This window comes from Pseudomonas sp. LBUM1656 (assembly GCF_059716065.1).
Genome location: NZ_CP166800.1, coordinates 6095735 through 6117368, shown reverse-complemented (window position 1 = coordinate 6117368; position 21634 = coordinate 6095735). Strand labels below are relative to the sequence as shown.

At 58.7% G+C, this 21634-nt stretch carries 19 protein-coding genes; 16 read left to right on the top strand and 3 right to left on the bottom strand.

The window, feature by feature from the left end; translation table 11 throughout:
* The first annotated feature begins 211 nt into the window (after positions 1-211).
* Complete coding sequence (gene argA, locus ACA072_RS27780; protein WP_403107619.1) at positions 212-1510, top strand: amino-acid N-acetyltransferase; 1299 nt, start codon at positions 212-214, stop codon at positions 1508-1510.
* A 129-nt stretch (positions 1511-1639) separates the two neighbouring features.
* Here argA and tauA read toward each other — a convergent pair whose 3' ends face one another.
* Entirely contained in the window at positions 1640-2629 is a 990-nt protein-coding gene (tauA, locus tag ACA072_RS27775) for a taurine ABC transporter substrate-binding protein (RefSeq protein WP_497621917.1), read from the bottom strand.
* 350 nt (positions 2630-2979) lie between these two features.
* Between tauA and ACA072_RS27770 the strand changes: the two genes are divergently transcribed.
* The 9 genes from ACA072_RS27770 (at position 2980) to ACA072_RS27730 (ending at position 11977) form a co-directional block, all read left to right on the top strand.
* A complete protein-coding gene (locus ACA072_RS27770) occupies positions 2980-4317 on the top strand; it encodes an OprD family outer membrane porin (protein WP_497621915.1) in 1338 nt (445 codons plus the stop codon).
* Between the two features lie 413 nt (positions 4318-4730).
* Positions 4731-6068, top strand: a complete 1338-nt coding sequence (locus ACA072_RS27765) for an OprD family porin (protein WP_497621913.1) — start codon at positions 4731-4733, stop codon at positions 6066-6068.
* Positions 6069-6361: 293 nt separating this feature from the next.
* A complete protein-coding gene (locus ACA072_RS27760; protein ID WP_497621911.1) occupies positions 6362-7000 on the top strand; it encodes a peroxiredoxin in 639 nt (212 codons plus the stop codon).
* A 298-nt stretch (positions 7001-7298) separates the two neighbouring features.
* Positions 7299-7892 carry an NADPH-dependent FMN reductase gene (gene ssuE / locus ACA072_RS27755; RefSeq protein WP_497621909.1) on the top strand — a complete coding sequence of 198 codons (594 nt, stop codon included), beginning with the start codon at positions 7299-7301 and terminating at the stop codon, positions 7890-7892.
* A 102-nt stretch (positions 7893-7994) separates the two neighbouring features.
* Positions 7995-8960: a sulfonate ABC transporter substrate-binding protein gene (locus tag ACA072_RS27750; protein ID WP_497621908.1), complete on the top strand. Its 966-nt coding sequence runs from the start codon at positions 7995-7997 to the stop codon at positions 8958-8960.
* A 25-nt stretch (positions 8961-8985) separates the two neighbouring features.
* Positions 8986-10134: an FMNH2-dependent alkanesulfonate monooxygenase gene (gene ssuD, locus ACA072_RS27745; RefSeq protein WP_461956205.1), complete on the top strand. Its 1149-nt coding sequence runs from the start codon at positions 8986-8988 to the stop codon at positions 10132-10134.
* An 8-nt stretch (positions 10135-10142) separates the two neighbouring features.
* Complete coding sequence (ssuC, locus tag ACA072_RS27740) at positions 10143-10925, top strand: aliphatic sulfonate ABC transporter permease SsuC (protein ID WP_497621907.1); 783 nt, start codon at positions 10143-10145, stop codon at positions 10923-10925.
* Positions 10922-11728, top strand: a complete 807-nt coding sequence (gene ssuB, locus ACA072_RS27735; protein WP_461977662.1) for an aliphatic sulfonates ABC transporter ATP-binding protein — start codon at positions 10922-10924, stop codon at positions 11726-11728. The genes ssuC and ssuB overlap by 4 nt, the downstream gene beginning before the upstream one ends.
* A gap of 33 nt (positions 11729-11761) precedes the next feature.
* Complete coding sequence (locus tag ACA072_RS27730) at positions 11762-11977, top strand: TOBE domain-containing protein (protein WP_003229256.1); 216 nt, start codon at positions 11762-11764, stop codon at positions 11975-11977.
* A gap of 77 nt (positions 11978-12054) precedes the next feature.
* Here the strand turns inward: ACA072_RS27730 and ACA072_RS27725 are convergent, their stop codons facing one another.
* Positions 12055-12693, bottom strand: a complete 639-nt coding sequence (locus tag ACA072_RS27725) for a TetR/AcrR family transcriptional regulator (protein WP_497621906.1) — start codon at positions 12691-12693, stop codon at positions 12055-12057.
* 228 nt (positions 12694-12921) lie between these two features.
* On the bottom strand, positions 12922-14298 hold the full coding sequence (locus ACA072_RS27720) for a glutamine synthetase family protein (protein ID WP_109635714.1): 1377 nt from the start codon (positions 14296-14298) through the stop codon (positions 12922-12924).
* A 278-nt stretch (positions 14299-14576) separates the two neighbouring features.
* Between ACA072_RS27720 and ACA072_RS27715 the strand changes: the two genes are divergently transcribed.
* The 6 genes from ACA072_RS27715 to ACA072_RS27690 all read left to right on the top strand — a co-directional run bounded on the left by ACA072_RS27715 (position 14577) and on the right by ACA072_RS27690 (position 21603).
* On the top strand, positions 14577-14957 hold the full coding sequence (locus ACA072_RS27715) for a gamma-glutamyl-gamma-aminobutyrate hydrolase family protein (RefSeq protein ID WP_497621905.1): 381 nt from the start codon (positions 14577-14579) through the stop codon (positions 14955-14957).
* Between the two features lie 37 nt (positions 14958-14994).
* Positions 14995-16353 (top strand): glutamine synthetase family protein, encoded by a 1359-nt coding sequence (locus ACA072_RS27710; RefSeq protein WP_497621902.1) that lies wholly within the window; start codon positions 14995-14997, stop codon positions 16351-16353.
* A 57-nt stretch (positions 16354-16410) separates the two neighbouring features.
* Positions 16411-17775 (top strand): aspartate aminotransferase family protein, encoded by a 1365-nt coding sequence (locus ACA072_RS27705; protein ID WP_497621900.1) that lies wholly within the window; start codon positions 16411-16413, stop codon positions 17773-17775.
* A gap of 168 nt (positions 17776-17943) precedes the next feature.
* Positions 17944-19056 (top strand): polyamine ABC transporter substrate-binding protein, encoded by a 1113-nt coding sequence (locus ACA072_RS27700; RefSeq protein WP_497621898.1) that lies wholly within the window; start codon positions 17944-17946, stop codon positions 19054-19056.
* Between the two features lie 236 nt (positions 19057-19292).
* Positions 19293-20390: a polyamine ABC transporter substrate-binding protein gene (locus tag ACA072_RS27695; protein ID WP_497621896.1), complete on the top strand. Its 1098-nt coding sequence runs from the start codon at positions 19293-19295 to the stop codon at positions 20388-20390.
* A 70-nt stretch (positions 20391-20460) separates the two neighbouring features.
* Positions 20461-21603, top strand: coding sequence for an ABC transporter ATP-binding protein (locus ACA072_RS27690; protein ID WP_497621894.1), 1143 nt, complete (start codon positions 20461-20463; stop codon positions 21601-21603).
* Positions 21604-21634 lie beyond the last annotated feature (31 nt).

Here is a 21634-nt window from a genome sequence, read left to right as displayed (position 1 = left end):
TTGGGTGTCTGACACGACGCCTTCGCGAGCAAGCCCGCTCCCACAGGGGCTGTGTCATGGCTGACAAGACTTGTAAATTGTCAGTGTCCCAACCCGTATTCATGAGGAGAGCGCGCGTGTCGCCAAGCCTGTTCCGACGATAACCATCAGCCCGCTGTGCGTTTTCAGTTTCGCCCATTTTTTGGCTGCTATTTATTACAGGCCCAGGTTCATGCCCGAATACGTTAATTGGCTTCGTCACGCTTCGCCTTACATCAACGCCCACCGCGATTGCACCTTTGTCGTCATGCTGCCTGGCGACGGCGTTGAGCATCCGAACTTCGGCAACATCGTCCATGACCTGGTGCTGTTGCACAGCCTCGGTGTGCGCCTGGTGCTGGTTCACGGCTCCCGTCCGCAAATCGAAACCCGCCTCGCTGCGCGCGGCCTGACCCCGCATTACCATCACGGGATGCGCATCACTGATGCGGCAACCCTTGAATGTGTGATCGATGCGGTCGGCCAGCTGCGCATCGCCATCGAAGCGCGATTGTCCATGGACATGGCCTCATCGCCAATGCAGGGCTCGCGCCTGCGGGTGGCGGGCGGCAACCTGGTGACGGCGCGGCCGATCGGCGTGCTGGAAGGCGTCGACTATCACCACACCGGCGAAGTGCGTCGGGTTGACCGCAAGGGCATCAACCGTCTGCTGGACGAGCGCTCCATCGTGCTGCTGTCGCCGTTGGGCTACTCGCCAACCGGTGAGATCTTCAACCTCGCATGCGAAGACGTCGCCACGCGCGCGGCCATCGACCTGGGTGCGGACAAACTGCTGCTGTTCGGCGCGGACCTGGGCCTGATCGATGAAAACGGTCGGCTGGTTCGCGAGCTGCGTCCGCAACAAGTCCCGGCGCATTTGCAGCGACTGGGCAGCAACTATCAGGCGGAGCTACTGGATGCGGCGGCTGAAGCGTGCCGTGGTGGCGTGGCGCGCAGCCATATCGTCAGCTACGCCGAAGACGGCGCGCTGCTGACGGAACTGTTCACCCGTGACGGTGGCGGTACGCTGGTGGCCCAGGAGCAATTCGAGATTGTGCGCGAGGCGGCCATCGAAGATGTCGGCGGTTTGCTGGACCTGATCAGCCCGCTGGAAGAGCAGGGGATTCTGGTGCGTCGTTCCCGCGAGGTGCTGGAGCGCGAGATCGAGCAGTTCAGCGTGGTTGAACGCGAAGGCATGATTATCGCCTGTGCGGCGTTGTATCAGATCGCCGATTCGGACGCCGGGGAGCTGGCGTGTCTGGCGGTGAACCCGGAGTACCGCCATGGTGGTCGCGGTGATGAACTGCTGGAGCGCATTGAAACCCGCGCTCGGGCCCAGGGCCTGAAAACCTTGTTCGTGCTGACGACCCGGACCGCTCACTGGTTCCGTGAGCGTGGGTTCGTGCCGAGCAGCGTTGAACGGCTGCCGTCGGCGCGGGCATCGCTGTACAACTATCAGCGTAATTCGAAGATCTTCGAAAAAACCCTCTGACCTGATCATTCCCACGCTCCGCGTGGGAATGCCTCTACGGACGCTCCGCGTTCGGTCTTGATGGGACGCGGAGCGTCCCGGGCTGCATTCCCACGCAGAGCGTGGGAACGATCATTAAGGGTGGCGGTGTTACTCGGTGACGAACTTCGCGCTGACGTATGGCGAATAATCCGGCAGCACCGTCTCTACCTTCCCTTGCTCCTTCAAGAACTTCGCCGTCTCGCCAATCGCCTTGGCCGTGCCGCCGTCCAGCAGCGCGGTGGTCTGTTGGGCCTTGGCATCCGGGAACGCTGAGCCGGCCAGCAACTCCGGCACATCAGCCGCATTGGCACCGGTCAATTTAGCGATTTTCTGCACCGGCACCGAATCAGCGGTCCAGCTGTCTTTATGCGCCGCATAGTCGGCGAACGAGTCCAGGGTCACCTTGGCGAATTTGGCCACAACGTCCGGGTGCTTCTCGGCGTAATCCTTGCGCGCCACCCACACCTCGAACGTCGGCGCGCCCCACTGGCCCACTTGTGCAGCGTCGGTCAAGGTCTTGCCGGTCTTGCGTATTTCCCCCAGCGCCGGCGACCAGACAAACGCACCGTCAATGTCGCCACGCTTCCAGGCGGCAGCAATTTCTGCCGGTTGCAGGTTCACCACTTTGACTTTCGAGGCGTCCAGGCCCCAGTGCTTCAGCGCACCGAGCAGACTGTAATGGGAGGTCGAAACGAACGGAGTGGCGATGGTCTTGCCGATCAGATCTTCCGGTTTATCGATGCCGCTGCCGTTGCGCACCACCAGCGCCTCGGCGGCGTTGATCTGTGCGGAAACAATGAACGCCACAATCGGCAGATTGCGCGAAGCGGCCGCCGCCAGTGGGCTTGAGCCGAGGTTGCCGATCTGCACGTCGCCGGAAGCAATGGCGGTCACCACTTCCGGGCCGCTATTGAAACGACGCCAGTCAATTTTCTGGCCAATGGTTTTCTCGTACAGTCCATCTGCCTGGGGGACTTTGCTGGGGTCGATGCCGGTTTGATAACCGACCGTAAGGTTCGCCGCGTGAGCGCTGAAAGAAAATAATACCGATACACAAACTGTAACAAATGGTCTGGATAGTGCGCGTTTGGTCGTCATGGCGTCGCCTTTCGGTAGGGGATTGTTTCCGATTTGCGTCAACGCTAATCGATCTAAAAAAAGGCTAACAAATACCTTTTAGGAATTAGCTTATGAGGCGACCGCTCTGGCGCGGGACGATGAGCGTATTCCTCAAAGGTATGAAAAAAGAGCTGACCAAATCTTTTTGGGTTTATGACGAACTCATGACCCCGCAAGGACCAAAAAACCGGGGATTAGACCATGGTCGTAGACACACATAGTTACGATTGACTTGTGGGTCACGGTCTGGCGCTAATCGCGCATCTTAGGATCTGGGGCATTGACTCCGGGCCAGGAATACAAGAATTAGAATCGAGAGGAGTGAAGCAATGAACAAGTCGACCTTGGCCTTGGCCGTGGCTGTAGGGGTTTTGGCGCAGCAGGCAGGCGCCGCCGGTTTCATCGAAGACAGCAAGGCTTCCGTTAGTTCGCGTACCTATTATTTCGACGCCGACAACCGTGAAGGTGCCAAGACTCCTGCTAACCGGCAGCGAGAGACTGCTGAGGGGCTGAAGTTCGATTACCGGTCGGGCTTCACTCAAGGTGTCGTAGGTTTCGGTTTCGACGCCCAGGCAATGGTCGGTATCCATCTGGACGGTGGCAAGGGCCATCACCCGGACAATAACTCCTTCAACCCTAGCGATTCCGATGGTTCGGCAGAGAGTTCATGGAGCCGTGTGGCGGGCAACGTCAAGGCACGATTCTCGAAGACAGAGGCCCACTACGGTGGCGCTCTGCAACCCAACATGCCGATCCTGATTGCGAACGACAGCCGCGTTCTGCCACAAACCTTTGAAGGTGGCACCATCACCTCGAAGGAAATCGACAACTTCACCTTTAACGTAGGTCAGTTGGAGCACGCGACAGGTCGGGCATCCTCCAACAGCACTGGCCTGGCCGTGGCGGGTGGCACAGAGGACAGTAACCAGTTCCGCTACGCCGGTGCAGATTGGGCGGTCACCAAAGAGCTGACGCTGCAGTACTACTACGCGAACCTGGAAAACTACTACAAGCAGAACTTCCTCGGCCTGGTGCACGTCTACCCGATCGCTCCCAACCAGTCGTTCAAGACCGATCTTCGTTACTTCGACAGCAGCTCCGACGGCAAGAACGGCGACGCCGGCTACCAGTTCAACAACAACAGCGGCTACGCCAAGGAAAGGGGCGTGGTCGATAACAAGACCTGGAGCGCCACATTCACCTATACCCTGGGTGGCAGCGCGTTTCTGCTCGGGCATCAGCGTGTCAGCGATGACGGCGGTTTCGTTTTCCTGAACCAGGGCAACGTGGTTGACGGTAGAGGGCGAAACGAAGGTGCTGGCGGCGCCAGCTTCTACTCGTTCACCGACGCCACGGTCGGCAGCTTTATCCGTGCCGGTGAAAATACCTCGTATGGCCAGTATTCCTATGACTTCGCTTCGTTGGGTGTGCCAGGCTTGAAAGCTTCGGCTGCTTACCTATATGGCCAGGACATCAAGGCCACCAACGGTGTGGGCAAGGACCTGAACGAGCGGGAAACCGACCTGCGTGTGGATTATGTGATTCAAACGGGTCCGCTTAAAGGGTTTGGCACGACGCTGCGTCACGGTATGTATCGCGGCAACACCAGCACCCTTGATCAGGATCAGACCCGTCTGATCTTCAACTACACCTACAGCTTCATGTAACAAATGTCGTCAGAAAAAGCCTTGCCGGTCGGCAAGGCTTTTTTTTGTTTCTGTATATTCCAAAAACAACACTAATACGCATTTATTATTCTTTTTAGTTTTTTTTACGAGCGCCTAAAGTAGGCCCCGTCCGGTACTCATCACAAGATCCGGCGCTAAGCAAAATAATCACCGTTGGAAGAACAGGTTCAGGAATCGGATTTGTAGCCGATACCTCGGATCTGCGCTGCGCAGGCATATTCCGAAAGGCTATGAAAAAGAATGACAAAATTCTTTTTGGCTTTATGAAGATGTATCCTGCGCGGCCAAAACGACCGGGCTAGAGAGTTCGGCAAAAATTGCGCGTCTTAGGATCCAGGGCATTCGACCCAGGACCAGGAACACAAGTATTAGAAACGATAGGAGCGAAACAAATGAACAAGTCCACCTTGACCCTGGCTGTGGCCGTAGGGGTTTTGGCGCAGCAGGCAAGCGCCGCCGGTTTCATCGAAGACAGCAAGGCCACTCTGGGTCTGCGTAACTTCTACATCAACACCGATAACCGTGATGGTCCGGGCGCGAACAAGAACGAAGAATGGGGCCAAGGCTTCGATCTGCGCTTCATTTCCGGTTACACCCAAGGCACTGTTGGTTTCGGCGTTGATGCGATCGGCCTGCTGGGCGTGCGTCTGGATTCGGGCGGCGGCACCAACGGTGCAGCGAACGGCGCGGCTTATGGCGGCACTGTGTTCCCAAGCAAGTCGAACGGCGAAGCGGTTGATAACTTCTCCAGCCTGGGCCTGACTGCTAAAGCCAAGATCTCCCAGACTGAATTAAAGCTGGGTACTCTGCAGCCGAAAAACCCGGTGATCGTCACCAACGACGGTCGTCTGCTGCCGCAGACCTGGCAGGGTGGCCAGATCACTTCCGGCGAGATCAAGGACCTGACTCTGGTCGGTGGTCAGATCGAGCACGTGAAAGGTCGTAACTCCAGCAACAATGAGCAACTGTCGATCGGTGGTGCAAACCCGCGTATCGCCAACAGCAACAAGTTCATCTACGCCGGCGGTGACTACAAAATCACCAAGGACCTGACTGCCCAGTACTACTACGGCAACCTGGAAGACTTCTACAAGCAGCACTTCCTGGGTCTGGTTCACAACTGGGCTATCGGCCCGGGCGTTCTGAAATCTGACCTGCGTTATTTCAACAGCTCGGATGACGGTGCCAACTCCAACACCGCCGCTTACTTCAGCAACGGTAACTACAGCGGCGTGCCAAGCGGTAAAGGCCAGGTCGACAACAATCTGTACAGCGGCCTGTTCCTGTACACCGTTGCCGGTCACACCTTCGGTGGCGGTTATCAGGTCAGCAATGGCAGCAGCGACTTCCCTTGGCTGAACCAGGGCGACGGTTCGTCGAACTACACCATCACCGACATGCAAATCCAGAAGTTCGGCCGTGCCGGCGAGCGCACCTGGCAAGCACGCTACTCGTTCGACTTCGCCAAAGTCGGCGTTCCAGGCCTGACGGCGGGCATGGTTTACCTGCGTGGTGATGATATCGATACCGTTGGCGCCCGTGGTGCACGAGCAGCTAACAACGCTTCCGAGTGGGAGCGCGACCTGACTGTCGGTTACGTCGTACCGGAAGGCCCGTTGAAGAACGTTGGTTTCATGTGGAAGAACGCTACCTGGCGCACCAACATCCCGGGCGTTCGCTCCCAGGACGAAAACCGCCTGATCCTCAGCTACTCGATCCCGCTGTTGTAATAGCGCTCGCGTAACCGAAGAAAAAAAGCCCCGCCCGGCATCTCGCCGGGCGGGGCTTTTGCGTTTTCAAGGCGAGGTCACCCCCGTAATCCCGCCTCATAAACGCCCCTCTTTGCAGCAACTCAAGGCCTTCTCGAACCTTGTCGGTGATGTTCGTCGTGATGCGCACGCAGGTCCAGTGAACAGATATTTAATATTCATTTACGATCTAAACAAATCGATATTTATTCTTTTTAATCCAAAAGGAACGCAGGCACAGTTGAGCTCAACCAGCACTCACCAGGAGCAGCACCATGAGCCTCAGACTGGGCGATATCGCCCCCGACTTCGAACAGGATTCCAGCGCCGGCACCCTCCGTTTCCACGAATGGCTGGGCGATAGCTGGGGCGTGCTGTTTTCCCATCCGGCGGACTTCACCCCGGTGTGCACCACCGAACTGGGATTCACCGCAAAGCTCAAGGATGAATTCGCCAACCGCGGTGTGAAAGCCATCGCCCTGTCCGTGGACCCGGTGGACTCGCACCACAAGTGGATCGAGGACATCAACGAAACCCAGAACGCGGTCGTCAATTTCCCGATCCTGGCGGATGCCGATCGCAAAGTGTCGGACCTCTACGACCTGATCCACCCGAACGCCAACGACACCCTGACCGTGCGCTCGCTGTTCGTGATCGACCCGAACAAAAAGGTGCGGCTGACTATCACTTATCCGGCGAGTACCGGGCGCAATTTCCACGAGATCCTGCGGGTGATCGACTCGCTGCAACTCACCGACAACTACAAAGTGGCCACCCCGGCCAACTGGCAGGACGGTGATGAAGTGGTGATCGTGCCGTCGCTCAAGGACGAAGACGAAATCAAGAAACGCTTTCCCAAGGGCTATCGCGCGGTGAAGCCGTACCTGCGTCTGACGCCACAACCGAATCGTTGAATATCGATCGTTCCCATGCTCCGCGTGGGAACGCCGCTCGTGACGCTCCGCGTCACTTTGGACGCGGAGCGTCCATGGATGCATTCCCACGCAGAGCGTGGGAACGATCAGCAGGGGATTTCGGGCCGTTTATACGGCCCATTTTTTGGCCTGGACCAAGCTGTCTCGCATAGATCTATAACGCATAACGAAATGAATAAATATGATTTATGGATATAACAATCACCTGTTAAGGTCACTTCCATCAAAGCGAGATCGCAAACCGCGAATCGCGAACACCGCTCAAGGAATCGTCTGAATGCGGGTCGTCTCACTCGGTGGCAGTCCCAGCCAACGCTCCCGTTCCGGGGTGCTGCTGGAGCGCTCTCAACGCTGGTTGCAAGCGCAAGGTGTGGAAGTGGTGAGTTACCAGGTGCGGGACTTCCCGGCCGAAGACTTGCTGCATGCACGCTTCGACAGCCCGAAGGTAAAAGACCTGCTGCAACAGATTGAAAACGCCGACGGCCTGCTGATCGCCACCCCGGTTTACAAGGCGTCGTTCTCTGGCGCGCTGAAAACCGTGCTGGACCTGCTGCCCGAGCGTGCGCTGGACCACAAGGTGGTTTTGCCCATGGCCACCGGCGGCAGTATAGCGCACATGCTGGCAGTGGATTACGCGCTCAAGCCGGTGCTGTCGGCGCTGAAGGCCCAAGAGATGTTGCACGGGATTTTCGCGGTAGACAGCCAGATCGCTTACGGCGAAGGCAGCGTCCAGGCGCAGTTGGCGCCGGAGTTGGAGCAACGACTGAATGAATCGCTGGAATTGTTTTTCAGTGCCATGGCGCGACGGCCCAAGCCGCTCGATCCGAACCTGTTGAATGAACGTTTGTTGAGTGCTCGCTGGAGCATTTGAGCCCGCACTCAAGCCACCCCTGAATTTGCTTCACTCCACCTTACTCAGCCGCCAACGGCCAAGCAGGTGCAGCCAAAACCCAACTGCAAAAAGGAGAGCGCCATGCGCACTGTCATTTTGCGTCGTGGTCTGGTCGCTCTGTTTGCAGCGGCTGTCACCTTCGGCGCCATTACTCAAGCTCAAGCCGAGACCCTTCGTATCGGTTATCAGAAGTACGGCACTTTGGTGCTGCTCAAAGCCAAAGGCACGCTTGAAAAACGCCTCGCCGCCCAAGGCGTGGACGTGAAATGGACTGAATTCCCCGGAGGCCCGCAGCTGCTTGAAGGCTTGAACGTCGGCTCCATCGATTTCGGTGTCACCGGCGAAACGCCGCCGGTTTTCGCCCAGGCTGCCGGCGCCGACCTGCTTTACGTCGCCTACGAACCGCCAGCGCCCCAAGGCGAAGCGATCCTGGTGCCGAAGGACTCGCCGATCAAGTCGGTGCAGGACCTCAAGGGCAAGAAAGTCGTCCTGAACAAAGGCTCCAACGTCCACTATTTGCTGGTCCGCGCACTGGAAGACGCCGGCCTCAAATACGCCGACATCCAGACTGTTTTCCTGCCACCGGCCGATGCCCGCGCCGCATTCGAACGTGGCAGCGTCGACGCCTGGGTCATCTGGGACCCGTACCAGGCTGCCGCTGAACAGCAACTGCAAGCGCGCACCCTGCGCGATGGCCGGGGCATCGTCGACAACCATCAGTTCTACCTGGCAACCAAGCCCTACGCACAGAAAAACCCTGAGGTGATCAAGACCCTCGTGGAAGAAGTGCGCGCGGTCGGCGAATGGGCCAAAGCCAACCCTGAAGACGTGACTCAGCAGGTTTCGCCTCTGATCGGCTTGCCGGCGGACATCACCCTGACCTCGATGAAACGCCAAGGCTACGGTGCGCTGTTCCTGACCCCGGAAGTGGTCGCAGCCCAACAGAAAATCGCCGACAGCTTCTACCAGCTCAAGCTGATCCCGAAGCAGTTGAGCATCACAGACGTGATCTGGACGCCACCGGCAGCCGTTGCCAACGCGCAGTAATCCGATTCCCCAAGGAGACCACTCCATGAGCCTCAATATTTTCTGGTTCCTGCCTACCCACGGCGACGGCCATTACCTTGGCACCGCCGAAGGCGCTCGCGCCGTCGACCACGGTTACCTGCAACAAATCGCCCAAGCGGCGGATCGTCTGGGCTTCGGCGGAGTTTTGATTCCCACCGGCCGTTCGTGCGAAGACTCGTGGCTGGTGGCGGCGTCGCTGATCCCGGTGACTCAGCGGTTGAAATTCCTTGTTGCCCTGCGCCCCGGGATCATTTCCCCGACGGTGGCCGCGCGTCAGGCGGCTACCCTGGATCGTCTGTCCGGCGGTCGTGCGTTATTCAACCTGGTGACCGGCGGTGATCCGGAAGAATTGGCCGGCGACGGTTTGTTCCTGACCCACGAAGAACGCTATCAGGCTTCGGTGGAATTCACGCGCATCTGGCGCCGCGTGCTGGAAGGCGAAACCGTTGATTACGACGGTCAGCACATCAGCGTGAAGGGCGCCAAGTTGCTCTATCCGCCGATCCAGCAACCGCGTCCGCCGCTGTACTTCGGCGGCTCGTCGGAAGCGGCGCAAGACCTCGCGGCCGAGCAAGTGGAAATGGTCCTGACCTGGGGTGAACCACCGGCCGCCGTTGCCGAAAAGATTGAACAAGTGCGTGCCAAAGCCGCGAAGCTCGGCCGCACGGTGCGCTTCGGGATTCGCCTGCATGTGATCGTTCGTGAAACCAACGCCGAAGCGTGGCAAGCGGCGGATCGGCTGATCTCCCACCTCGACGACGAAACCATCGCCCGCGCCCAGGCTTCTCTGGCACGTTTCGATTCGGTCGGCCAGCAACGCATGGCCGCGCTGCATGGCGGCAGTCGCGACAACCTGGAAGTCAGCCCCAACCTGTGGGCCGGTGTCGGCCTGGTGCGTGGCGGTGCCGGTACGGCGCTGGTGGGCGATGGCCCAACCGTGGCTGCCCGCGTGAAGGAATACGCGGACCTGGGCATCGACACCTTCATCTTCTCCGGTTATCCACACCTGGAAGAGTCGTACCGGGTCGCCGAGTTGCTGTTCCCGCACCTCGACATCGAACGTCCGCAGCTGCCCCAAGGCGCCAACTACGTCAGCCCGTTCGGTGAGATGGTCGCCAACGACATTCTTCCCAAAGCCGCGTCCCAGAGCTGAGGCGAGCCATGAAGAGAGTTATCCACAACCTCGCGCCGTGGGCGTTGCCGGTGTTGCTGCTGGCGGTGTGGCAGTTGTCGGTGTCGGCGGGCTGGTTGTCGACCCGGATTCTGCCGGCGCCAATCGCCGTCATCGAGGCCGGCGTAAGCCTGGTGCGCAGCGGCGAAATCTGGACGCACCTGGCAATCAGCGGCTGGCGTGCCGCGCTGGGTTTCACCATCGGCGGCAGCATCGGTCTGGTTCTGGGCTTCATCACCGGCCTGTCGAAATGGGGCGAACGCCTGCTCGACAGTTCGGTGCAGATGATCCGCAACGTGCCGCATCTGGCGCTGATTCCGCTGGTGATCCTGTGGTTCGGCATCGATGAGTCGGCGAAGATTTTCCTGGTGGCGTTGGGCACGTTGTTCCCGATCTACCTGAACACCTATCACGGCATCCGTAACGTCGATCCGGCGTTGGTGGAGATGTCGCGCAGTTATGGCTTGTCCGGTTTCAGCCTGTTCCGTCAGGTAATTCTGCCGGGCGCGCTGCCATCGATTCTGGTCGGCGTGCGCTTCGCGCTGGGCTTTATGTGGTTGACGCTGATCGTCGCTGAAACCATTTCCGCGAGCTCCGGGATTGGCTACCTGGCCATGAATGCCCGGGAGTTTTTGCAGACTGACGTGGTGGTGCTGGCGATTCTTCTGTACGCCGTGCTCGGCAAACTCGCCGACCTCGCGGCCCGTGGACTTGAACGTGTGTGGCTGCGCTGGCATCCGGCGTATCAGGTTGCCAAAGGAGGTGCCGCATGACCGCTCAACAACCTCCACGCCTGCTGCGCGGAATTCCGCTGGTGGTGCGCAAACTGCAAAAGACCTTTGGTTCTCGGCAGGTGTTGCGTGAGATCGATCTGCACATTCCGGCGGGTCAGTTTGTCGCCGTGGTCGGTCGCAGTGGCTGTGGCAAGAGTACCTTGCTGCGGTTGCTCGCCGGCCTCGACAAACCCACCGGCGGTGAGTTGCTCGCTGGCTCCGCGCCGCTGAGCGATGCGCGGGAAGACACCCGATTGATGTTCCAGGAAGCGCGTTTGCTGCCGTGGAAAAAGGTCATCGACAACGTCGGTCTCGGGCTCAAGGGCAACTGGCGGCCGCAAGCGCTGGAAGCGTTGGAGTCGGTCGGTCTGGCGGATCGCGCCAATGAGTGGCCAGCGGCGCTGTCCGGTGGCCAGAAGCAACGGGTGGCCCTGGCCCGTGCGCTGATCCATCAACCACGCTTGCTCTTGCTCGACGAACCCTTGGGTGCGCTGGACGCCTTGACCCGAATTGAAATGCAGCAACTGATCGAACGGCTCTGGCAGAAGCACGGCTTCACCGTGTTGCTGGTGACCCACGACGTCAGTGAAGCGGTGGCGATTGCCGATCGGGTGATCCTGATCGAAGAGGGCGAAGTCGGCCTCGACCTGCACGTTGAGCTTCCACGCCCTCGGGCCCGTGGCTCCCATCGGCTGGCGGCGCTGGAAACCGAAGTACTCAATCGAGTACTCGCACTGCCCGGCCAACCGCCGGAACCGGAACCTGTTTCACCCTTGCCTACGCAGTTGCGTTGGGCTCAATAACTCAAGCCTTATCCAACGACAGGAATCAACATCATGACTATCAAGGCCATCAACGTTCGTAACCAGTTCAAAGGCTCGATCAAGGAAATCGTATTGGGCGACGTGCTGTCGGAAATCGACGTTCAGACCGCTTCCGGCATCGTTACTTCGGTGATTACCACCCGCTCGGTGAAAGAGCTGGAACTGGTGGTCGGCAGCGAAGTGATCGCGTTTGTGAAATCCACCGAGGTGTCGATCGCCAAGTTGTAAGGGCGTGCACTGCGCACAACCCCGGAGGGTGTGAACCCTGATCGTTCCCACGCGGAGCGTGGGAACGATCAGAGAGATCAGGCTGGAATAGCGCGCTTCGGTAGGTAAGGCGGCAAATACAGCCCCAGATACGCATCAAACACCCGCATCCCTTCTTCAGCCATGCGCGGCGTGATCTGCCCATGCTGCTGCACCGAACGCGCATACACCCGATCCCCCAGCTCCATCGCCAACGCAAACACATCGACATCGGTCGGCAACTTCGGCAGTTCGAAGTGATGATCGAACAGCTTGTGCATCAAGTCGCCCAACTCGATGTCGTGCTGGCGGTCGGCCTGGGTGACTTCGGTCAGGCCATGCTGGGCGAGGATCAGTTGCCGGGCGGCAGCATCTTCGCCGTAGATGTCGAGCATGCGCTGCTCCACGATTCGCGACAGGTCGCGCCAGTCGCTGAGGGCGTGGTGGTCGATGGGTGCTTGCAGACAGGCGCGGAACGCGGCGTGGACGTCGGCCGTCAGGGCTTCGAGCAGGGCCGGGACGCTGGCAAAGAAATGGTAGACGGAGGAGGGCGGGATCTCCGCGCGCTCGGCGACGCTGTAGATCGACAGACTGGCCACGCCTTCGGCAGCCAGCAGCGTGCGGGCGGCATCGAGTATCGAATCGATCCGGGCCTGGCTGCGGGCGCGGGGTTTGCGAATAGTGGCGGTGCGCGTCATTGGAGTCCTCCTGCGGGGCAGGGGGCATTGTACGAGCAGGCATCTGTGTTGTCTGCCAGGACGCCATCGCTAGCAGGCTAGCTCCCACAGGGATTTCCGGTGTACACAGAATTTATGTTCACTGGAGATCAACTGTGGGAGCTAGCCTGCTAGCGATCCGCCGCAGGCGGCCATAAAAAAACGCCGAAGGCCTTATCAGCCTGCGGCGTTTGTTTTTACTGCAACCACTTACACGGTATGCAGGTACCAGTTGTACTCAAGGTCGGAGATGGAGTGTTCAAACTCCTCCAGCTCGCTTTCCTTACAAGCCACGAAGATATCGATGTATTTCGGATCGATGTACTTGGCCATGACTTCGCTGTCGTCCAGCTCGCGCAGTGCATCGCGCAGGTTGTTCGGCAGGCTTTGCTCGTTCTGCTCGTAGGAGTTGCCTTCCACGGGCGCGCCCGGCTCGATCTTGTTGGTCAGGCCGTGATGCACGCCCGCCAGCACCGAAGCCATCAACAGATACGGGTTGGCGTCGGCGCCGGCCACGCGGTGTTCGATGCGCACGGCATCGGCGGCACCGGTTGGAACGCGGATCGCCACGGTACGGTTGTCCAGACCCCAGCACGGTGAATTCGGCACGTAGAACTGTGCGCCGAAACGACGGTAGGAGTTGACGTTCGGGCAGAGGAAAGCCATCTGCGCCGGTAGGGTCTCGAGCACACCGCCGATCGCGTGACGCAGTGCGGCGTTCTGCTCGGGATCCTCGCTGGCAAAAATGTTTTTGCCTTCTTTATCAAGAATCGAAATGTGCACGTGCAGACCGTTGCCCGCCTGGCCCGGGTAAGGCTTGGCCATGAAGGTGGTGTCCATCTCATGGTCGTAGGCGATGTTCTTGATCAGACGCTTGAGCAGGACCGCGTAGTCGCAGGCCTTGATCGGGTCGGCCACGTGGTGCAGGTTCACTTCGAACTGCGCCGGGGCACTTTCCTTGACGATTGCATCGGCAGGGATGCCTTGCTCCTTCGCACCTTCCAGAATGTCCTGGAGGCAGTCGACGTATTCGTCGAGGTCGTCGATCAGGTACACCTGAGTCGAATGCGGGCGTTTGCCGGACACCGGCGAGCGTGGCGGTTGCGGACGACCGTTCACGTTCTCCTGGTCGATCAGGTAGAACTCCAGTTCGAATGCAGCGCAGATGGTCAGGCCCATTTCATCGAACTTGCGCACGACATTGGCCAGCACTTCCCGCGGGTCGGCAAAGAACGGCTGACCTTCGAGTTCGTGCATGGTCATCAGCAGTTGCGCAGTAGGGCGCTTCTGCCAGGGTTCATTGCACAGGGTGTCTGGGATTGGATAGCAGATTCGGTCAGCATCGCCGATGTCCAGGCCCAGACCGGTGCTTTCGACCGTCGAGCCATTGATATCCAGAGCAAATAGAGAGGCCGGCAGGTTGATGCCTTTCTCGTAAACCTTGTGGAGACTGGTGCGTTCAATGCGCTTGCCGCGCACCACACCATTCATATCCGCAATCAGAAGGTCAACGTACAGAACCTCAGGATGTTCCTTAAGGAACGCGTTCGCTTCGTTAAGCTGAACGGCACGCGGGGGTACCGACATGATGCAACACCTTTGTTGTTAAAAATATCAATCATTGATCTCTTCGGGTTTCAGTCAACCCGAACGGCCTGCCGAAGTCAAGCGAGGCCTTTTTTGCCCTAAAAAAGCGCTCGTAGGGCTTTTTTGAGGCAGTTTGGGGCGTTTTTATGCCTTTGAGCGCTTTAGCGCCCGCAGGCTTGAGCGGGCCGTGTTGTATTTTTTACGGGGGTGTTGTGTAAAAAAATGAACAAGGCTAAGCTCGATTCAAACCCATAACAGCAATAATACCGGGGTGCTTCATGTCTCGCCTGCCGTTAATCGGCGTCGCCATCTGCTCAAGGCAGATCGGTCTGCATGCTTATCACATCAGTGGCGATCGTTGCGTTCACGCCAAGGCAAGCGTTGCCAAAGGCGTGGCGTCGACTCTTACTTTCCCGGCGAACCTGCTGTCCCCGTCCGATATTCTGGACGGTCTGCACGACATTCTCTTTACTGGCTTTCTTTCCAATATAGAACCGTTTCACCCTGGCAGCCCGATCAGCGCGTCGGCTTCTGCTCATGATTCTGCACGTTCCACTACGCTCTCGCTGACCCACGCCATTACCCGTGTGGGTACTTGCGCGCGGCCATTGCAGTGGCAATCTGTATCACGCGACGCCCATGCGTCAAACAACGCCTGACTTATAAGAGTCAGGAAACTCAGCCTAAGAGGCATTTATGAGTCACAACCTCGACCAGCTCACCGATTGGTTGAAAGACCACAAGATCACAGAAGTCGAATGCATGATCGCCGACTTGACCGGGATCACCCGGGGCAAGATTTCGCCGACCAACAAGTTCATCGCCGAAAAAGGCATGCGCCTGCCCGAGAGCGTTCTGTTGCAGACCGTGACCGGCGACTATGTCGAAGACGACATCTATTACGAACTGCTCGACCCGGCCGACATCGACATGATCTGCCGCCCCGACCAGAACGCGGTTTACGTAGTGCCGTGGTCCATCGAGCCGACCGCCCAGGTGATCCACGACACCTACGACAAGCAGGGCAACCCGATCGAGCTGTCGCCGCGTAACGTGCTCAAGAAGGTCCTGAAACTCTATGCCGACAAAGGCTGGCAGCCGATCGTGGCGCCGGAAATGGAGTTTTACCTGACCAAGCGCAGTGACGACCCGGACTACCCGCTGCAACCGCCGATCGGCCGTTCCGGGCGCCCGGAAACCGGTCGTCAGTCGTTCTCCATTGAAGCGGCGAACGAATTCGATCCGCTGTTCGAGGACGTTTATGACTGGTGTGAATTGCAGGAACTGGACCTCGACACGCTGATCCACGAGGACGGCACGGCGCAGATGGAAATCAACTTCCGTCACGGCGATGCCCTGTCTCTGGCCGACCAGATCCTGATCTTCAAACGCACCATGCGCGAAGCCGCGCTCAAGCACGACGTGGCCGCCACCTTCATGGCCAAGCCCATGACCGGTGAGCCGGGCAGCGCGATGCACTTGCACCAGAGCATCATTGACATCGAAACCGGCAAGAACGTCTTCTCCAATGAAGACGGGACCATGAGCCAACTGTTCCTGCACCACATCGGTGGCTTGCAGAAGCTGATCCCCGAGTTGTTGCCGCTGTTCGCGCCGAACGTCAACTCGTTCCGCCGCTTCCTGCCCGACACCTCGGCGCCGGTGAACGTGGAGTGGGGCGAAGAGAACCGCACCGTGGGCCTGCGGGTTCCGGATGCCGGGCCGCAAAACCGTCGGGTAGAGAACCGCCTGCCGGGCGCCGACGCCAACCCGTACCTGGCGATTGCCGCGAGCCTGCTCTGCGGTTACATCGGCATGGTCGAAGGCTTGAACCCGAGTGCGCCGGTGGTGGGTCGTGGCTACGAACGCCGCAACCTGCGCCTGCCGCTGACCATCGAAGACGCGCTGGAACGCATGGAAAACAGCGCGACCATCGAGAAATACCTGGGCAAGAAATTCATCACTGGCTACGTCGCGGTCAAGCGGGCCGAGCATGAAAACTTCAAGCGCGTGATCAGTTCGTGGGAGCGGGAATTCCTGCTCTTCGCCGTCTGACGCGCCGGGCGCGACGGCACTTGGTCGCGCCCTCACTGAAATCTTAGGAGAATTCGCATGACCAGAAACAACCCGCAAACCCGTGAATGGCAAACCCTGAGCAACGATCACCACCTGGCCCCGTTCAGCGACTTCAAGCAGCTGAAAGAGAAAGGCCCGCGGATCATCACCAACGCCAAGGGCGTTTACCTCTGGGACAGCGAAGGCAACAAGATCCTCGACGGCATGGCCGGCCTGTGGTGCGTCGCGATCGGCTACGGTCGCGATGAACTGGCCGATGCCGCCAGCAAACAGATGCGCGAACTGCCTTACTACAACCTGTTCTTCCAGACCGCTCACCCGCCGGTGCTGGAACTGGCCAAGGCCATCGCCGACATCGCGCCTGAAGGCATGAATCACGTGTTCTTCACCGGTTCCGGCTCCGAAGGCAACGACACCATGCTGCGTATGGTCCGCCACTATTGGGCGATCAAGGGCCAGCCGAAGAAGAAAGTCATCATCAGTCGCAAGAACGGCTATCACGGTTCCACCGTGGCCGGCGCGAGCCTGGGTGGCATGACCTACATGCACGAACAGGGCGACTTGCCGATCCCGGGCATCGTCCACATCGCCCAGCCGTACTGGTTTGCTGAAGGCGGCGACATGACACCGGAAGAGTTCGGTGTGTGGGCGGCCAATCAGCTGGAAGAAAAGATTCTGGAAATCGGCGTGGACAACGTCGGTGCCTTTATTGCCGAGCCGATCCAGGGCGCCGGCGGCGTGATCATTCCGCCAGAGACCTACTGGCCGCGCATCAAGGAAATCCTCGCCAAGTACGACATCCTGTTCGTGGCGGACGAAGTGATCTGTGGTTTCGGCCGCACCGGTGAGTGGTTCGGTACCGATTTCTACGACCTCAAGCCCGACATGATGACCATCGCCAAAGGCCTGACCTCTGGCTACATCCCGATGGGTGGGCTGATCGTGCGTGACGAAGTGGTTGCGGTGCTCAACGAAGGCGGCGACTTCAACCACGGTTTCACTTATTCAGGGCACCCGGTGGCCGCTGCGGTGGCGCTGGAAAACATCCGCATCCTGCGCGAAGAGAAAATTATCGAGCGCGTTCATGCGGAAACGGCACCGTATTTGCAGAAACGCTTGCGGGAACTGAGCGATCACCCGTTGGTGGGGGAAGTGCGCGGTGTAGGTCTGTTGGGGGCTATCGAACTGGTTCAGGACAAGGCCACTCGCAAGCGTTACGAGGGCAAGGGCGTTGGCATGATCTGCCGCACGTTCTGCTTCGACAACGGCCTGATCATGCGCGCCGTGGGGGACACCATGATCATTGCTCCGCCGCTGGTGATTACCAAGGCTGAAATCGATGAGCTGGTAACCAAGGCACGCAAGTGCCTGGACCTGACCCTGAGTGCGTTGCAGGGCTAAGTGCTAGGCTCTGGGCGGGAGTCATGAAACTTTCGCTCAGAGCAGTTCCAAGGGTGGCCTTTCCTTGAAAGACCGCCCCGGATCTTGCCAGACTAGCCGCGGTTCCAGTTGTCCAGGTTCGGCCACTGAACAAAGTGGTTCTAAAAAGAAAAATTTGGAGCATTACGCATGAAGGCATTAGGAAAAAAGCTTGCTGGCAAGACTCTCCTCGCCATGTCCCTGATGGGCATGATGGCGGGTGCGGTACAGGCGGACGACAAGGTGTTGCACGTCTATAACTGGTCCGACTACATCGCTCCGGACACCATCAAGAAGTTCGAAACCGAGTCCGGCATCAAAGTCGTCTACGACGTCTTCGACAGTAACGAAACCCTGGAAGCCAAGTTGCTGGCAGGCAAGTCCGGCTACGACATCGTCGTGCCGTCGAACAACTTCCTGGCCAAGCAGATCAAGGCCGGCGTTTACCAGAAGCTGGACAAGTCCAAGCTGCCTAACTGGAAAAACCTGAACACTGACCTGCTCAAGGCGGTGTCGGTGAGCGACCCGGGCAACGAACATGCTTTCCCGTACATGTGGGGTTCGATTGGCATCGGCTTCAACGCCGAGAAGGTCAAGGCTGCACTGGGTGCCGATGCACCAACCAATTCCTGGGACCTGCTGTTCAAACCTGAAAACGCCGCCAAGTTGAAGTCGTGCGGTATCAGTTTCCTCGATTCGCCAACCGAGATGATTCCGGTGGCGTTGCACTACCTGGGCTATCCAACCGACAGCCAGGACAAAAAACAACTGGCCGAAGCTGAAGCACTGTTCCTGAAGATTCGTCCTTCGGTGGGCTACTTCCACTCGTCCAAGTACATCTCCGACCTGGCCAACGGCAACATCTGCGTGGCCGTGGGTTACTCGGGTGACATCTACCAGGCCAAGTCCCGCGCGGCTGAAGCCGGTGACAAGGTGAAAGTCAGCTACAACATTCCGAAAGAAGGTGCCGGTAGCTTCTACGACATGGTCGCCATCCCTAAAGATGCCGAAAACGTCGAAGGCGCCTACAAGTTCATGACCTTCCTGCAGAAGCCGGAAATCATGGCTGAAATCACCAACGCCGTACGCTTCCCGAACGGTAACGCGGCTGCCACCGCATTGGTTGATAAAGACATCACCAGCGATCCAGGCATCTACCCGCCGGCTGACGTGCTGGCCAAGCTATACGCAATTGCCGACTTGCCGGCCGCGACCCAGCGGATCATGACCCGCAGCTGGACCAAGATCAAATCCGGTAAATAAGTAAAACCCTGTAGCAGCTGCCGAAGGCTGCGTTGAGGTCCGAAGGACCTCCGCTTTTTCAACAGCACAACTGCTGCGCAGTTGAACGCAGCCTGCGGCAGCTGCTACAGATCTTCATAAAGTTTGCTGGAACGGTTTTTCGAGGGTAAGTTGCGCGCCGGTTTTGTTGCTGGGCAGCCATGACTGTCATGTAACCCGGGGCAACTTGGGCCCAACTAATTTTAGAGGACCTCCACTTGCCTATTTTTTCTCTGTTGCGCAATGCCATGCTGGTCGGCGCCGGGCTGACACTCGCTGTCAGTGTCCAGGCGGCCGGCACTGTGCATATTTATAACTGGTCGGACTACATCGGTGCGACCACCCTGGCCGACTTCAAGAAAGAGACCGGCATCAAACCGATCTACGACGTCTTCGACTCCAACGAAACCCTGGAAGGCAAGTTGCTGGCCGGGCGTACCGGTTACGACGTGGTCGTGCCGTCGAACCACTTTCTCGGCAAGCAGATCAAGGCAGGCGCTTTCCAGAAGCTCGACAAGAAGCTGCTGACCAACTATTCCAACCTCGATCCGGTGCTGCTCAAGCGTCTTGAGCAAAACGATCCGGGTAACCAGTACGCCGTGCCGTACCTGTGGGGCACCAACGGCATCGGTTACAACGTCGACAAGATCAAGGCTGTGCTGGGCGTCGACAAGATCGATTCCTGGGCTGTGGTATTCGAACCGGAGAACATCAAGAAGCTGCACAGTTGCGGCGTGGCGTTCCTCGATTCCGCCGACGAAATGATGCCCACCGTCCTCAACTACATGGGCCTCAACGCCAACAGCACCAACCCCGAAGATTACAAAAAGGCCGAAGCCAAGTTGCTGGCGGTGCGCCCTTACGTGACGTACTTCCACTCCTCCAAATACATCGCCGACCTCGCCAACGGCGACATCTGCATCGCCATCGGTTTCTCCGGCGACATGTTCCAGGCCAAGGCCCGCGCGGAAGAAGCCGGCAAGGGCATGAACATCGCCTACTCGATTCCGAAAGAGGGCGGCGCGCTCTGGTTCGACATGCTGGCGATCCCCAAGGATGCGGCCAACGTCAAAGAGGCCCACGCCTTCATCAACTATTTGTTGAAACCCGAGGTGATCGCACAAGTCAGTGATTCCGTTGGCTATGCGAACCCCAACCCTGGCTCGGACAAGTTGATGGAACAGTCCATCCGCACCGACGAGTCGGTTTATCCACCGCAAGCCGTCCTCGACAAGACTTACGTGTCCATCGAGTTACCACCAAACATTCAACGTTTGATGACCCGCAGCTGGACCAAGGTCAAGTCGGGTAAATAGCGACAAGGCTCAAACTATCCAAGGTTCGCCCGCCTCGGGCGTTCTGCAAATTTTGTTGGGAGTTTCGTAAATGGCAGTTGCCTCCGGCGCCTATAAGAAAGCCCTCGAGGGCGACCAGACACCTAAACAGGTGTTGGTCAAAATCGACCGGGTCACGAAGAAGTTCGACGAGACGATTGCCGTGGACGACGTGTCCCTGGAAATCAAGAAAGGCGAGATTTTCGCCCTGCTCGGCGGTTCGGGATCGGGCAAATCCACGTTGCTGCGCATGCTCGCAGGCTTCGAACGGCCCACGGAGGGGCGCATTTTCCTCGATGGCGTAGACATCACTGACATGCCGCCGTACGAGCGGCCGATCAACATGATGTTCCAGTCCTACGCCTTGTTCCCGCACATGACCGTGGCGCAGAACATCGCCTTCGGCCTCAAGCAGGACAAAATCCCTGCCGCTGAAGTCGATGCCCGTGTGGCAGACATGCTCAAGCTGGTGCAGATGACGCAGTTCGCCAAGCGCAAGCCGCATCAGTTGTCCGGTGGCCAGCGTCAGCGTGTGGCCTTGGCGCGTTCCCTGGCCAAGCGGCCGAAGCTGTTGCTGCTCGACGAACCGATGGGTGCGCTGGACAAGAAACTGCGCTCGCAAATGCAGCTGGAGCTGGTCGAGATCATCGAGCGCGTCGGCGTAACCTGCGTCATGGTGACCCACGACCAGGAAGAAGCCATGACCATGGCCGAGCGCATCGCGATCATGCACCTGGGCTGGATCGCCCAGATCGGCAGCCCGATCGACATCTACGAAACCCCGACCAGCCGGCTGGTCTGCGAGTTCATCGGCAACGTCAACATCTTCGACGGTGAAGTGATCGACGACGCCGAAGGCCACGCGACCATTACCTGCAAGGACCTGGATCGCCAGATCTACGTCGGTCACGGCATTAGCACTTCGGTGCAGGACAAATCCGTGACCTACGCGATCCGTCCGGAAAAACTGCTGGTGACGCCGACCATGCCGACCTGCGAATACAACTGGTCCAGCGGCAAGGTGCACGACATCGCTTATCTGGGCGGGCACTCGGTGTTCTACGTCGAATTGCCGAGCGGCAAGATCGTGCAGTCGTTCGTGGCTAACGCCGAACGTCGTGGCCAGCGCCCAACCTGGGGTGACCAGGTTTACGTGTACTGGGAAGACGACAGCGGCGTGGTACTTCGCTCATGAACATGCGCAAATTCAAACGCCGCCTCAATCG